This window comes from Shinella sp. (assembly GCF_052438155.1).
Taxonomy (GTDB): Bacteria; Pseudomonadota; Alphaproteobacteria; order Rhizobiales; family Rhizobiaceae; genus Shinella.
Map to the genome: position 1 here is coordinate 119,878 of NZ_JBQVPI010000010.1, position 13,744 is coordinate 133,621.

General features: G+C 63.8%; 12 protein-coding genes. 7 read left to right on the forward strand and 5 right to left on the reverse strand.

What is annotated here, in order from left to right; genetic code table 11:
- Window positions 1–43: 43 nt before the first annotated feature.
- From ACT6VE_RS19200 to ACT6VE_RS19215, 4 genes are all read left to right on the forward strand, one after another.
- The gene (locus tag ACT6VE_RS19200) at window positions 44–1,327 is read left to right on the forward strand and encodes an AAA family ATPase (protein ID WP_444800115.1); all 1,284 of its coding nucleotides are present in this window, start codon (window positions 44–46) and stop codon (window positions 1,325–1,327) included.
- A gap of 27 nt (window positions 1,328–1,354) precedes the next feature.
- Window positions 1,355–2,827: a CpaF family protein gene (locus ACT6VE_RS19205; protein WP_444800116.1), complete on the forward strand. Its 1,473-nt coding sequence runs from the start codon at window positions 1,355–1,357 to the stop codon at window positions 2,825–2,827.
- Window positions 2,828–2,845: 18 nt separating this feature from the next.
- Window positions 2,846–3,856 (forward strand): type II secretion system F family protein, encoded by a 1,011-nt coding sequence (locus ACT6VE_RS19210; protein WP_444800117.1) that lies wholly within the window; start codon window positions 2,846–2,848, stop codon window positions 3,854–3,856.
- A gap of 67 nt (window positions 3,857–3,923) precedes the next feature.
- Window positions 3,924–4,850, forward strand: coding sequence for a type II secretion system F family protein (locus tag ACT6VE_RS19215; protein WP_444800197.1), 927 nt, complete (start codon window positions 3,924–3,926; stop codon window positions 4,848–4,850).
- Window positions 4,851–4,927: 77 nt separating this feature from the next.
- Here the strand turns inward: ACT6VE_RS19215 and ACT6VE_RS19220 are convergent, their stop codons facing one another.
- Window positions 4,928–5,743, reverse strand: a complete 816-nt coding sequence (locus ACT6VE_RS19220; protein WP_444800118.1) for a tetratricopeptide repeat protein — start codon at window positions 5,741–5,743, stop codon at window positions 4,928–4,930.
- Window positions 5,744–5,901: 158 nt separating this feature from the next.
- On the opposite strand from ACT6VE_RS19220, the gene ACT6VE_RS19225 reads away from it, so the two are divergent.
- From ACT6VE_RS19225 to ACT6VE_RS19235, 3 genes are all read left to right on the forward strand, one after another.
- Window positions 5,902–7,293: a leucyl aminopeptidase family protein gene (locus tag ACT6VE_RS19225; RefSeq protein ID WP_444800198.1), complete on the forward strand. Its 1,392-nt coding sequence runs from the start codon at window positions 5,902–5,904 to the stop codon at window positions 7,291–7,293.
- 123 nt (window positions 7,294–7,416) lie between these two features.
- Complete coding sequence (locus ACT6VE_RS19230) at window positions 7,417–7,767, forward strand: MarR family transcriptional regulator (protein WP_444800119.1); 351 nt, start codon at window positions 7,417–7,419, stop codon at window positions 7,765–7,767.
- 24 nt (window positions 7,768–7,791) lie between these two features.
- Window positions 7,792–8,646 (forward strand): C40 family peptidase, encoded by an 855-nt coding sequence (locus ACT6VE_RS19235; RefSeq protein WP_444800120.1) that lies wholly within the window; start codon window positions 7,792–7,794, stop codon window positions 8,644–8,646.
- Window positions 8,647–8,705: 59 nt separating this feature from the next.
- Here the strand turns inward: ACT6VE_RS19235 and ACT6VE_RS19240 are convergent, their stop codons facing one another.
- Genes ACT6VE_RS19240 through ACT6VE_RS19255 form a run of 4 tightly spaced genes read right to left on the reverse strand, consistent with a single transcriptional unit; the run spans window position 8,706 to window position 13,534 of the window.
- Complete coding sequence (locus tag ACT6VE_RS19240; protein ID WP_444800121.1) at window positions 8,706–9,662, reverse strand: 2-hydroxyacid dehydrogenase; 957 nt, start codon at window positions 9,660–9,662, stop codon at window positions 8,706–8,708.
- Window positions 9,663–9,687: 25 nt separating this feature from the next.
- On the reverse strand, window positions 9,688–11,322 hold the full coding sequence (locus tag ACT6VE_RS19245) for an ABC transporter ATP-binding protein (protein WP_444800122.1): 1,635 nt from the start codon (window positions 11,320–11,322) through the stop codon (window positions 9,688–9,690).
- On the reverse strand, window positions 11,319–12,458 hold the full coding sequence (locus tag ACT6VE_RS19250; protein ID WP_444800123.1) for an ABC transporter permease: 1,140 nt from the start codon (window positions 12,456–12,458) through the stop codon (window positions 11,319–11,321). Before ACT6VE_RS19250 ends, ACT6VE_RS19245 begins: the two co-directional genes overlap by 4 nt.
- Window positions 12,458–13,534, reverse strand: coding sequence for a microcin C ABC transporter permease YejB (locus ACT6VE_RS19255; protein WP_444800124.1), 1,077 nt, complete (start codon window positions 13,532–13,534; stop codon window positions 12,458–12,460). The genes ACT6VE_RS19250 and ACT6VE_RS19255 overlap by 1 nt, the downstream gene beginning before the upstream one ends.
- Window positions 13,535–13,744: the final 210 nt, after the last annotated feature.

Below are 13,744 nucleotides of genomic sequence, written 5' to 3' on the forward strand. Positions count from 1 at the left end.
AGCTATCCATCCGGTCCGCCGGGCACCAGCAACGGACATGACGATGAGCACGATCAACTACACCATTGAGCGGCCCGCCGAGGAGCACATGGACGAGGCTGTCCGGCCGACCGAGCTTGAGGCCTTGCGCCCGCTGCCGCGCATCTCCGTGCACGCCTTCTGCGAAAGCGAGGCGATGCTGCGCACCATGGAGCGTTGCAGCCAGGATCGTCGCATGTCCAAGGCGAGCCTCCGCATCTCGAGCGCGAGCATCGCGGCGGCGGCCAACATGTTCGCCTCCGCGCCGACACCGAACCTGCTGATCCTCGAAACCTCGACGGAACCGCACGGTATCATGGAGGAACTGGCGCCTCTCGCCGAGGTCTGCGATCCGAGCACCAAGGTCGTCATCATCGGCCGCTACAACGACATCCCGCTCTACCGTGATCTCATCCGCAACGGCATCTCCGAATACATGGTCGGTCCCGTCGGCATGGCCGAGGTGCTGAATGCCATGGCTGCGATCTTCATCGATCCGGATGCCGAGCCGCTCGGCCGCACCATCGCCTTCATCGGTGCCAAGGGCGGCTGCGGCTCCTCGACGATTGCGCACAATTGCGCCTTCGACATTTCCAACCTGTTCCAGACCGAAGTCATCCTCGCCGACCTCGACCTGCCCTACGGCACCGCCAACATCGATTTCGACCAGGACCCGCCGCAGGGCATTTCCGAGGCGATCTATGCGCCGGAGCGGCTCGACGAGGTGTTTCTCGATCGCCTGCTGACGAAGTGCTCCGACCATCTCTCGCTGCTTGCGGCGCCCTCGATGCTCGACCGGGCCTACGATCTCGAGCGCGGCTCGTTCCAGCCGATCATGGAAGTGCTGCAGCGCAGCGCGCCGGTGTCGGTGCTCGACGTGCCGCATGCCTGGTCGGAATGGACGCGCACGCTGCTGTCCGAGGTGGACGAACTTGTCATCACGGCCACGCCTGATCTCGCCAACCTGCGCAACGCGAAAAATATGCTCGATGCGCTGAAGAAGCTTCGGCCGAACGACAAGCCGCCGCATCTGGTGCTCAACCAGGTCGGCCTGCCGAAGCGGCCGGAGATTTCACCCAGCGATTTCTGCGAGCCGCTCGGCATCGAGCCGGTCGCGATCATCCCCTTCGACGCCCAGCTCTTCGGCACCGCCGCCAACAGCGGCCGCATGATCGCGGAGATGGATCGCAAGTCGCCGACGGCGGAAACCTTCGCGCAGCTCGCCCATATCGTAACGGGCCGCGCGACGATCAAGAAACCCAAGAAGGCCGGCCTCGGCAAGATGCTGGGGCTGCTCGGACGCAAGTAAGCGACGCAACAGACTGGATGAAGTGGCATGTTCGGCAAACGCGGCAATGAAGGTTCCGGCAAGAGCGGCATGGGTCAGACGACCCCGGCCGTGCATGCGGCCGCCTCGACCTTGACGGCAGAACGGCCGGTCGCCACGGCGTCGGCCGCGCAACCCGTTTACGAGCCGGCCCCGCCGCCCTCCGCGGCACCGGCGACCCAGGCCCGTCGACGCACGCCCCGCACGGAAGACTATTACGACACGAAGAGCCAGGTCTTCTCCGCGCTCATCGACACGATCGACCTGTCGCAGCTCGCCAAGCTCGACACCGAAAGCGCACGCGAAGAAATCCGCGACATCGTCAACGACATCATCACGATCAAGAACTTCGCGATGTCGATCTCCGAGCAGGAAGAATTGCTCGACGACATCTGCAACGACGTTCTCGGCTACGGTCCGCTGGAGCCGCTGCTGGCGCGCGACGACATCGCCGACATCATGGTGAACGGGGCCGGCAAGACCTATATCGAAGTCGCCGGCAAGGTGCAGGAATCGGAAATCCGCTTCCGCGACAATGCGCAGCTCCTCTCGATCTGCCAGCGCATCGTCAGCCAGGTCGGCCGTCGCGTCGACGAATCAAGCCCGATCTGCGACGCGCGCCTGCCGGACGGCTCGCGCGTCAACGTCATCGCCCCGCCGCTTGCCATCGACGGCACCGCGCTCACCATCCGCAAGTTCAAGAAGGACAAGCTGACGCTCGACCAGTTGGTCCGGTTCGGCTCGATCACGCCCGAGGGCGCGACGCTGCTCCAGATCATCGGCCGCGTGCGCTGCAATCTCGTCATTTCCGGCGGCACCGGCTCGGGCAAGACCACGCTGCTCAACTGCCTCACCAACTATATCGACCGGGACGAGCGCGTCATCACCTGCGAAGATTCGGCCGAACTCCAGCTGCAGCAGCCGCATGTCGTGCGTCTCGAAACCCGCCCGCCGAATATCGAAGGCGAAGGCGAGATCACCATGCGCGATCTCATCAAGAACTGCCTGCGTATGCGCCCCGAACGCATCATCGTCGGCGAAGTGCGCGGACCGGAAGTGTTCGATCTTCTCCAGGCGATGAACACCGGCCATGACGGCTCGATGGGCACGATCCACGCCAACACGCCGCGCGAATGCCTTTCCCGCATGGAATCGATGATCGCCATGGGCGGCTATACGCTGCCGGCCAAGACGGTGCGCGAAATCATCGCCGGCTCCATCGATATCATCATCCAGGCCTCGCGCCTGCGCGACGGTTCGCGCCGCATCACCCACATCACGGAAGTGGTCGGCATGGAAGGCGACGTCATCGTCACCCAGGACCTGATGCGTTTCGAAATGGACGGCGAGGACGCCAACGGCCGCATCATCGGCAAACATTCGGGCACGGGCATCGGCAAGCCGCATTTCTGGGATCGCGCGCGATATTTCAACGAGGACAAGCGCCTGGCGGCCACGCTCGACGCAATGGAAAAGCCGTAAGGGGCAGGCGGGGCGCGGATGTTCGGACTGGATATCACCATCGTGGCGATCTTCGCATTGGCGGCGCTCTCCACCGCTGGCCTTGCCTATGGCATTCTCTTCTCGCGCATCGAGGCGGCGAAGAAGACCGAAAGCCGTGTGCGGCGGGTGCAGTCGGCGGAAACCGACCAGTCCAAGGCGAAGGCAGCCCGCGACCGCATGCAGGAAATGTCGAAGCGCCGCAAATCGGTGCAGGATTCGCTGAAGGATCTCGAAAAGAAGCAGCAGGACCAGACCAAGCGGGCAGCCACATCGCTGAAAGGGAAACTCGGCCAGACCGGTCATTCCATCAGCGTCACGCAATTCTACCTGTTCAGCGCCCTGTTCGGCTTTTTTACCCTCGTGCTCAGCTTTCTCGCCGGTGTCGACATCCTCGTTTGCCTGGGCATCGCCTTCATTGCGGCGGCCGGTTTTCCGCGCTGGGTCGTGGGCTTCCTGGTCAAGCGGCGGCTGAACAAGTTTCTGGAGGAATTCCCCAACTCGCTGGACGTGATGGTCCGTTCCATCAAATCCGGCCTGCCGCTGACCGATGCGCTACGCCTGATCGCCGCGGAGGGCCAGGAACCGGTGAAGACGGAGTTCCGACGGATCGTGGAATCCCAGCAGGTCGGCCTCAGCGTGCCGGAGGCCTGCGCGCGCATGTTCACCAGCATTCCGTTGCAGGAGGTGAATTTCTTCGCCATCGTCATCGCCATCCAGAGCCAGGCCGGCGGCAACCTCTCCGAAGCGCTCGGCAATCTGTCCCGCGTGCTGCGCGAGCGGCGCAAGATGCGCTCCAAGGTCGCCGCGCTGTCGATGGAAGCAAAGGCCTCGGCCGCGATCATCGGCGCACTGCCCTTCATCGTCGCCACCCTCGTTTACCTCACCTCGCCCGACTACATCATGATCCTGTTCACGGATTCGCGCGGCCACCTCATCCTCGGCCTTTCGGCCTTCTGGATGTCCATCGGCATCATGGTCATGCGCAACATGATCAATTTCGACATCTAGGGGGGCACGCGTGTCCGATCTCGTCGCAACGCTTACAGACCCCGCCGTCCTGCTGCCGGCCTTCGTGATGGTCGCGGTTCTCGCGACCTTCTACACGCTGGCGGCCCCCTATTTCGACCGCAGCGACCTCGAAAAGCGCATGAAGTCCGTCTCGCTCGAACGCGACCAGATGCGGGCGCGCGAACGGGCGCGGCTGAATGCCGAGGGCGTGCAGAGCAAGGCATCGCTGCGCGCGCAGCATAACGTCTCGGTGCGCCGCGTCGTCGACCGGCTTAACCTGCGCGGGGCGCTGGTCGATGCCAACACGATGAACCGGTTGCGCCAGGCCGGCTATCGTTCCCAGAACGCGCTCAACGTCTTCCTCTTCGCGCGTTTCGTGCTGCCCTTCGTCTTTTTCGCCGTCGGCGCCTTCTATATCTTCTACCTCGGCTTTCTCGGCGACAAACCGTTCCCGATGCGGGTCCTGGCAACGGTGGTGATCGCCTATATCGGCTTCTACGCGCCGAACATCTTCGTCTCCAACCAGGTGGGCAAGCGCCAGAAATCGATCCGCCGGTCCTGGCCCGATGCGCTGGACCTGATGCTGATCTGCGTGGAATCGGGTATTTCCATCGAAGTCGCCTTCAAGCGCGTGGCCGACGAAATCGCCATGGCATCGCCGGAGCTTGCCGAAGAGCTGGTGCTGACGACGGCGGAACTCTCCTTTCTTCAGGAACGGCGCGCGGCCTATGAAAACCTCGGCACGCGCACCGGCCTCGACACGGTCAAGTCCGTCACACAGGCGCTGATCCAGGCGGAACGCTACGGCACGCCGCTCGCCCAGGCGCTACGCGTTCTTGCGCAGGAATGCCGCGACCAGCGCATGAACGAGGCGGAAAAGAAGGCGGCCGCCCTTCCCCCGAAGCTCACCGTGCCGATGATCCTGTTCTTCCTGCCCGTACTGGTCGCCGTCATTCTCGGCCCGGCCGGCATCCAGGTCTCCGACCGGTTCTGACCCGACCAGCACTCACGAAAAAGCCCCGGTCGAGACTATCGGCCGGGGCTAAGTTTGTGCTTGGGAGGCACTTCAGGTCAGTTCGTGTTGCCGCTGTCGTCGGCGGCGAGCTTCTTCCAGGAATTCTGCTGCGTCAGCATGGAACGCAGATAGGTGACGTTCGCCTCGGCCTGTTCGGCGGTCAGCTCCTGTCGGGCAATGGTTTCCGCCTCCTGGAAACGACCCTGCAGGCCGATCGCAAGCGCGAGGTTCTGGCGTACGCTGCTGTCGGCGCCCGGCTGGGCTGCCGCGTTGCGCAGGTAGGTCTCGGCGGTCTTCAGATCCCTGGCCAGCAGGTAGGACATGCCGAGATTGGAGAGAATCGAGGATTCGTTCGGGTTGATGTCGAGCGCCTCGCGATAGCGCTCCCGGGCATCGCCGGCGCGGCCGAGCTGATCGAGGATCGCGCCTTCCGCCGATTTCAGCCGCCAGTCCGGCCGGTCCGGCGTCTGGGCGCGCAGGATGGTGTTCAACGCCTGCTCGAGCTGGCCGGCGGCAGCCTGTGCCTTGCCATAGGCCGCAAGCACGGTGCGGTCGTTCGGATTGTTGATGGCCACCTGCTGCATGACGGCAAGCGCCTGGTCGTTGCGTCCGTTCATGCGCAGCACGTTGGCATAGTTCATGCCGACGGCGCGGTCCTTCGGGTTCTTCTCATAGGCGCGGCCGATCGTATCAGCGGCACCGCGCAGCTCCGTCGCGTTCATCTCGCCGACCGGCTTCGACAATTTCGGGATGGAGCCGGTGGTGAGGTTGCTCTTGCCCGCGCAGCCCGCCACCATCGTGGCGATGGCAACAAGGGCAGCACCGCGCAAAAACCGCGAACGAAGCGATGAATGTGTGACGGAAGCGGCCATTTTGAGTCCCCGAAGCGATTTCCGCATGTCGCGGCGGTTAGGAATCACGCCGCAATCTCCGCTCAAGCAATAATCTGTTAACCCTAACAGAGTGTTAATTGCCCGATTCGAGAGCACATCCGCTGGATTTGCTCCAACGCTTGCCCAAAGGTTCCGACATGGCCCCCTTCCAGTTCATCGACCGGCCCTCTCCCTTCAACACGAAGAACGGCAAGACGCTGCCGATCTTCGCCATCACGCCCGCCCATATCGAAACCGGGACGATCGATCCGATCGCGCTCGACTGGGCCAAGCGGGCCGGCTTCAAGGCGGAAACCGGCGCACTCCTGATGGTACCCACGGCGGAAGGCCATCTCGGCGGCGCCCTGTTTGGCCTCGGCAAGAACCCCTCCGATGCCCCTTTCCTGACGGGCAAGCTCGCCCGTGCGCTGCCGGCCGGCGACTGGCATATCGAGACCGCGCCGCTGACGGCAAACCGCCTGGCGCTCGGCTACGGCCTCGGCAGCTACCGCTTCGAGCGCTACAAGGCCTCGACCTCGGAGGCGCCGACGCTGCTCATTCCGAGCGACGCCGACGCCACGGACATCAAGCGCCAGCTTGCCGGCGTCTTCCTTGCCCGCGACCTCATCAACACCCCGACCAACGACATGGGCCCGGAAGCGATGGAAGACGTTTTCCGCGCGCTCGGCGAACACTACAAGGCCAAGGTCTCCGTCATCACCGGCGACGACCTGCTCAAGGAGAACTTCCCGCTGGTCCACACGGTCGGCCGCGCCTCGGCGCAGGCACCGCGCCTGCTCGAACTGCGCTGGGGAAAGAAGGGCCACAAGCGCGTGACGCTCGTCGGCAAGGGCGTTACCTTCGACACCGGCGGCCTCGACATCAAGCCTGCCTCCTCCATGCTTCTCATGAAGAAGGACATGGGCGGTGCGGCCAACGTCATGGGCCTTGCGCTGATGATCATGGACGCCAAGCTGAAGGTGGACCTGCGCGTGCTGGTTCCCGTCGTCGAAAACTCGATCTCCGCCAACGCCTTCCGCCCCGGTGACATCTACAGGAGCCGCAAGGGCCTGACCGTGCAGATCGACAATACCGACGCCGAAGGCCGCCTGATTCTTGCCGACGCGCTCGCCTATGCCGACGAGGAGGATGCCGATCTCATCATCGACATGGCAACATTGACCGGGGCTGCCCGCGTAGCGCTCGGGCCGGACCTGCCGCCGTTCTTCACCGACGACGACGACCTTGCCCATGATCTCACCGAGGCGAGCCTGACCGTCGACGACCCGATGTGGCGCATGCCGCTCTATATGGGCTACGACAAGGACGTGTCCGCCCGTATCGCCGACCTCACCAACGCCCCTTCCGGCGGCATGGCGGGCTCGATCACGGCAGCGCTCTTCCTGAAGCGTTTCGTCACGCGCAACAAGCATTGGGCGCATTTCGACATCTATGGCTGGGCGCAGGCCGAGCGGCCGCATTCACCGGTCGGCGGCGAGGCGCAGGCGATCCGCGCGCTCTACCACCATCTGCGCAAGGCGACCGCCTGACACGAGCCGCTTCCCTTCGGGTAAACGATACGGTAGCGTAACGAAACGCTAACGCAAATGCGGGACAACAGGTCTGGACCGCCTTCGTGGAAGGCGGACAGGCTTTTCAGGCCCGGAGGCGCCGTGCCGCTCGATCTGACCCCATCGCAGGCGCTCGGCCTCTGGCACGAGGTGACGTCGCAGCAGGTGCAGCAGGATGGTCGTGACCTGACGCTGCGCCAGCTCGCCATCCTGCTTGAAATCTACCTCGTGCCGCCGCCGCATACGGTGCGCGGGCTGGCGTCCAAACTCGGCGTCACCAAGCCGGTCATCACCCGCGCGCTCGACACGATGGGCGAACTCGGCCTCGTCACCCGCACGCGCGACGACCGCGATCGCCGCAATGTCGTCATCAAGCGTACCGTGGATGGCGCGCTCTATCTCGAACGCCTGGGCGATCTCATCATCGCCCGGGGCCGCGCCCAGACCACCTGAGCCAAATACCCTAGGACCAGACCGATGAACGCCCTGCCCGACCGCCGCCTCAACGCCTACCGTCCGGATCTCGCCGACGAAGCCCTGCGCGGCACCGTCACGGCAGACCGCTACGTGACAGGCACGCCGGCGCGTGTGGTCCTGCCCGTCGCCGCCCTTCGTCCCCGGCCGGAGAGCAGCGCCGGCATCGATACGGAACTGCTGTTCGGCGAAGTCGTGCGCGTTCTCGACCGGGCGGATGGCTGGGCCTGGGTTAAGTCCGATTTCGACGGTTATGTCGGCTATCTGCCGGACACGGCACTCGATGTAGGCAACGCCGCCGCGACCCACGTCGTCGCGGTGCCGCGCACCTTCGCCTATTCCGGCCCTGACCTCAAAACGCCCGCCGCCTTTGCCCTGTCGATTGGAAGCCGGCTAACGGTCATCGGTGAAAGCGAAACGCGCGGCACGCGATATCTCACGCTGGTGAGTGGGCAGTCCGTCGTCGCCGGCCATTGCCTGGCCGTCGGCGAGACGGCAGGCGACGACTATGTCGCCATCGCTTCCCGTTTCCTCGAAACGCCCTATCTCTGGGGCGGGCGCTCCGGCTTCGGCCTCGATTGCTCGGCTCTCGTGCAGCTGTCGATGATGATGACGGGCCGGACGGCACCGCGCGATTCCGACATGCAGGCTGCCGGCCTCGGCACGCGGATCGAACGCGATGCGCTGCGTCGCGGCGACTTGGTCTTCTGGAAGGGCCATGTGGCGATCATGGAAGACGAAAAAACCATCCTCCACGCCAACGGCCACACGATGAGCGTGGCGCGAGAGGGCCTGGATGCGGCCATCGAGCGTATCGGTTGGCTTTATCAGCAGCCGACGGGTTACCGGCGGCCCTGATCCAAAACCTTCCATGATGTCGGCCTCGACCCGGCATCACCGGCCGAGAAGGTATGTCCTCAGTATCCCGCGCTGCGATCGACCAGATACTCCAGCGGCTTGCCGCTTTCGAGCCGTTCGATCTGGCCGGCGACGTGGCGAAAGAGCGCCGCGACGTCCGAGGCGGCGGCGGCGTGGGGCGTAATGAACACCTTGTCCATCGACCAGAGCGGGCTTTCGAGCGGCAGCGGTTCCTGTTGGAAGACATCGAGCGAGGCGCCGCGCAGCGTGCCGTCATTAAGGCTGGCGACGATATCCGCTTCCACCTGGCTGCCGCCACGGCCGGCATTGATGAAGACCGGAGCACCGAACGGCCCCTTGCGGCTGAGACGGGTGAAGAGACCGGTGTTGAAGATGCCCTTGGTGTCGGGCGTCAGCGGCAACAGGCCGACGAGGATATCCGTTTTCGCAAGGAATGCGTCGAGGCCGCTCGCATCGAAGGTCTCGAAACCATCGACCTGCTTGCGGCTGCGCGACCAGCCGATGACGTTGAAGCCGAGCGCCTTCAGCTTCGCCGCCGCATCCTGCCCGAGCACGCCGAAACCCATGACGCCGACGGTGAGTTCCTTGGCCTCCGGCTGAACGAGCTCGCGCCAGACGCGTGTCTGGCGTTGCGCCTCGTAGGCCTGGTGCTGGCGCAGGTGCAGCAGGCACTGCATGACGATCCATTCGCTCATGCGCGTCGTCAGCGTCTCGTCGACGAAACGGACGAGCGGAACGTCCGGCAGGCCGGGCAGCGTCAGCACATGATCGACGCCTGCGCCGCCGGAGAAGACGACCTTGAGGTCCTTTGCACGCGAAAAGAGATCGGCGCCCGGCTTCCACACCACGGCATAGTCGATGCCGGAGAGATCGCGCTTGCGGCTTGCCGGATGCAACAGGTTGATCACCTCGCGATCGGGAAAGGCGCCCTTGAGGGCTGCTGCGACCTGTTCCTGATCGAATTTCAGATCGATGATGACCGGGCTTTTCGTCATGCTGTTTCCTGCTATTGGCTGCCGACTATTGGCTGATTGTCTCGCTTCTGACGGCCTCGAGATTGAAGGCAGCGGCCATCAGCGCCTTGGTATAGGCCTCGCTCGGCCGCTCGATGACGTCCTTCGCCGAGCCCTTCTCCACTACGCGCCCGCCGCGCATGACGATGATGTCATTGGCAAGCGCGCGCACGACCTTCAGGTCGTGGCTGATGAAGAGATAGGCGAGATTGTGCTTCACCTGGAGATCGCGCAGCAGCTCGACGACCTGGGCCTGCACGCTCATGTCGAGTGCGGAGGTCGGCTCGTCGAGCATGACGAATTCCGGCTTCAGCACCATGGCGCGGGCGATCGCGATGCGCTGGCGCTGGCCGCCGGAAAATTCATGCGGATAACGCCAGCGGGTCGTCGGGTCGAGCCCGGTTTCTTCCAGCGCAGAGGCGACGCGGTGGTCGCGCTCGGCCTCCGACAGCGAGGGCTCGTGGATCTTCAAGCCTTCCGCCACGATGTCGGCGACCGACATGCGCGGCGACAGCGAGCCGAAGGGATCCTGGAAGACGATCTGCATGCGCCGCCGCAGCGGCCGCATCTCGCCGAAGGAGTGGCCGGCAATGTCCTGGCCGACAAAGGCGATGCGGCCCTTCGATGCGATAAGCCGGGTCAGCGCAAGGCCGAGCGTCGTCTTGCCGGAGCCGGATTCGCCGACCACGCCGAGCGTATGGCCGGCACGCAGCTTGAGATCGATGCCATCCACCGCCTTCACATGATCCACGACGCGGCGCAGGAAACCCGCCTTGATCGGGAACCAGACCTTGACGTCCTCCGCTTCCATGATGATCGGCTGGCTGTCATCGCCCGGCCGCGGCAGGCCCTTCGGCTCGGAGGCGAGCAGGTGGCGCGTATAGGCATGCTGCGGGTTGGAGAAGATTTCCTCCACCGGACCGGTCTCGACGATCTTGCCCTTGGTCATCACGCAGACCCGGTCGGCAAATTTTTTGACGATACCGAGATCGTGGGTGATGAAGAGCATGGACATGCCGTGCTCTTCCTTGAGGTTTTTCAAGAGCGCCAGGATCTGCGCCTGCACGGTAACGTCGAGCGCGGTGGTCGGCTCGTCGGCGATCAGCAGTTCCGGGCGGTTGGCGAGCGCCATGGCGATCATGACACGCTGGCGCTGGCCGCCGGACAGCTCGTGCGGATAGGCGGCCAGCCGCTTTTCCGGCTCGCGGATGCCGACCTGATTGAGCAGTTCGAGAATACGGGTGCGGGCGGCGGCGCCCTCGATGCCCTGGTGCAGTTCGAGGATCTCGCCGATCTGCCGCTCGATTGAATGCAGCGGGTTGAGCGAGGTCATCGGCTCCTGGAAGATCATCGTGACGTCGTTGCCGCGCACGTTGCGCAACTCGGCGTCGGAGGCCTTCAGCAGGTCCTTGCCGTTGAAGACGATCTCGCCGGAGGGGTGGCTTGCGGCGGGATAGGGCAGCAGCCGCAGGATCGAATTGGCCGTCACCGACTTGCCCGAGCCGGATTCACCGACCAGCGCCACGACCTCGCCGCGACGGATGTCGAAGGAGACATGGTCGACCGCGGTCGACGTGTTGCCGCCCTGGTGGAAGGCGACCGAGAGATCGCGGACGGAGAGGATGTTTTCGGGAGCGCTCACCGGAAGGTCTTCCTCGGATCAAAGGCGTCACGCGTCGCTTCGCCGACGAAGATCAACAGCGACAGCATGATGGACATGACGGCGAAAGCGGTGAAGCCGAGCCACGGGGCCTGGAGATTGTTCTTGCCCTGCGCGATCAGTTCACCCAGCGACGGCGCGCCAGGCGGCATGCCAAGGCCCAGGAAGTCGAGCGAGGTGAGCGTGGTGATCGAGCCGGAGAGGATGAACGGCAGGAAGGTCAGCGTCGCGACCATCGCGTTTGGCAGGAGATGCCGGACCATGATCGTGATGTTGCCGACACCGAGCGCACGCGCCGCGCGCACATATTCGAAATTACGGGCGCGCAGGAATTCCGCGCGCACCACGCCGACAAAGCCGACCCAGGAAAACAGCAGCATGATGCCGAGCAGGATCCAGAAGCCGGGCGGCAGGATCGAGGCGATGATCAGCAGGATGTAGAGCACAGGCATCGAAGACCAGATTTCGATGACGCGCTGCAGCAGGAGATCGGTCCAGCCGCCGAAATAGCCCTGTATGGCGCCGGCCGTGACCCCGACGATGGCCGAGGCAATGGTGAGCGCCAGGCCGAACAGCACCGAGATGCGAAACCCGTAGATCGCGCGGGCGAGCACGTCGCGCGCCTGATCATCGGTGCCGAGCCAGTTGAGGCTGTTCCAATTGCAGTTCGGGTCCGCTGCGCCGCCCGGATAACCGGAGCAACGCTCTGCCTCATCCATCAGCCAGAACGGCTTGGTCGGCGCGGAACGGGGAATGTTGGAATTAGTCGTGCTGTAGGAATAGCGGATCGGCGGCCAGATCATCCAGCCGTTCGCATTGATTTCTTCCTTGATGAAATCCGAGGAGTAGTCCGTTTCCGCCAGGAAGCCGCCGAACTTCTCTTCCGGATAGTCGATGACCACGGGGAAGAGCAGTTCGCCCTTATAGGACGCCATGATCGGCCGGTCATTGGCGATGAACTCGGCAAACAGGCTCAGGACGAAGATGACGAGGAAGATCCAGAGCGACCAGTAGCCGCGGCGGTTCGCCTTGAAGTTTTCCCAGCGACGCAGATTGGTCGGATTGAGCAAGCCCTTGCGCGACGGTGCTACGGGTTTTGCATCGGTAACGGCACTCATCACACATCCCTCCGCTCGAAATCGATGCGCGGATCGACCCAGGTATAGAGAAGGTCGGAAATGAGACTGACGACGAGGCCCATCAGCGAAAAGATGAAGAGCGTGGCGAAGACGATGGGATAGTCCCGCTTCATGATGGATTCATAGCCGAGGCGGCCAAGGCCATCGAGCGAGAAGATGTATTCGATGAGCAGCGATCCGGTGAAGAAGGCCGAGATGAAGGCGCCGGGGAAACCGGCGATGATGATCAGCATGGCGTTGCGAAAGACGTGACCATAGAGCACCTGGTTCTCGGTCAGGCCCTTGGCGCGCGCTGTCGTGACGTATTGCTTCTTGATCTCGTCGATGAAGGAGTTTTTCGTCAGAAGCGTCGTCGTGGCGAAAGCCGAGAGCAGCAGCGTGATCAGCGGCAGGGTCATGTGCCACAAATAGTCGAGCGGCTTCTGCCACCAGGCGAGGCTGTCGAAATTGTCCGAGACAATGCCGCGCAGCGGAAACCAGTCGAAGAACGAGCCGCCGGCAAAAAGCACGATCAGCAGGATGCCGAAGAGGAAGCTCGGCACCGCATAGCCGACGATGATGATGCCGGACGTCCACACGTCAAAGGCCGACCCGTCCTTCACCGCCTTGTGGATGCCGAGCGGAATGGAAATCGCGTAGGACAGGATGAGGATCCAGACGCCGAGCGAGATGGAGACCGGCATCTTCTGGGCGATAAGGTCGATCACGGAGGTGTTGCGGAAGAAGCTCTCGCCGAAATCGAAGCGGAGATAATCCCACATCATCGTGACGAAGCGTTCGAGCGGCGGCTTGTCGAAACCGAACTGCTTTTCCAGCTTGGCGATGAATTCCGGATCAAGCCCCTGAGAGCCGCGGTAGGCACCATCCTGGCCGGTACTCTGCAGCATTTCGCCGCCGCCGGAAAGCCGGTCGCCAGAGCTCTGGCTGGTCAGGTCGGAGATCACCTGCTCAACCGGGCCACCCGGCGCGAACTGCACGATGGCGAAGGAAATCGCCATGATGCCGAGGATCGTCGGGATCATCAGCAGGAGGCGACGTAGGATATAGGCACCCATCAGCGGATCCCCGCCAGCATCTGTCGCCGGCCTCGTGCAATCTCGGGCGCAAAACCGCTTCGCACTCGTGTCGGATGTGCTTTCGCACGCCGCGTGGATGTCCAGTCGGTCAAGCCCAACCCTTCCCGTTTCGCCGTTGCATGTTCCGCAGACCGGCAGGCCCCGCCGACGCGCGGCGAGGGTGATTCGTCGTCGCTATATGGAGCCCAG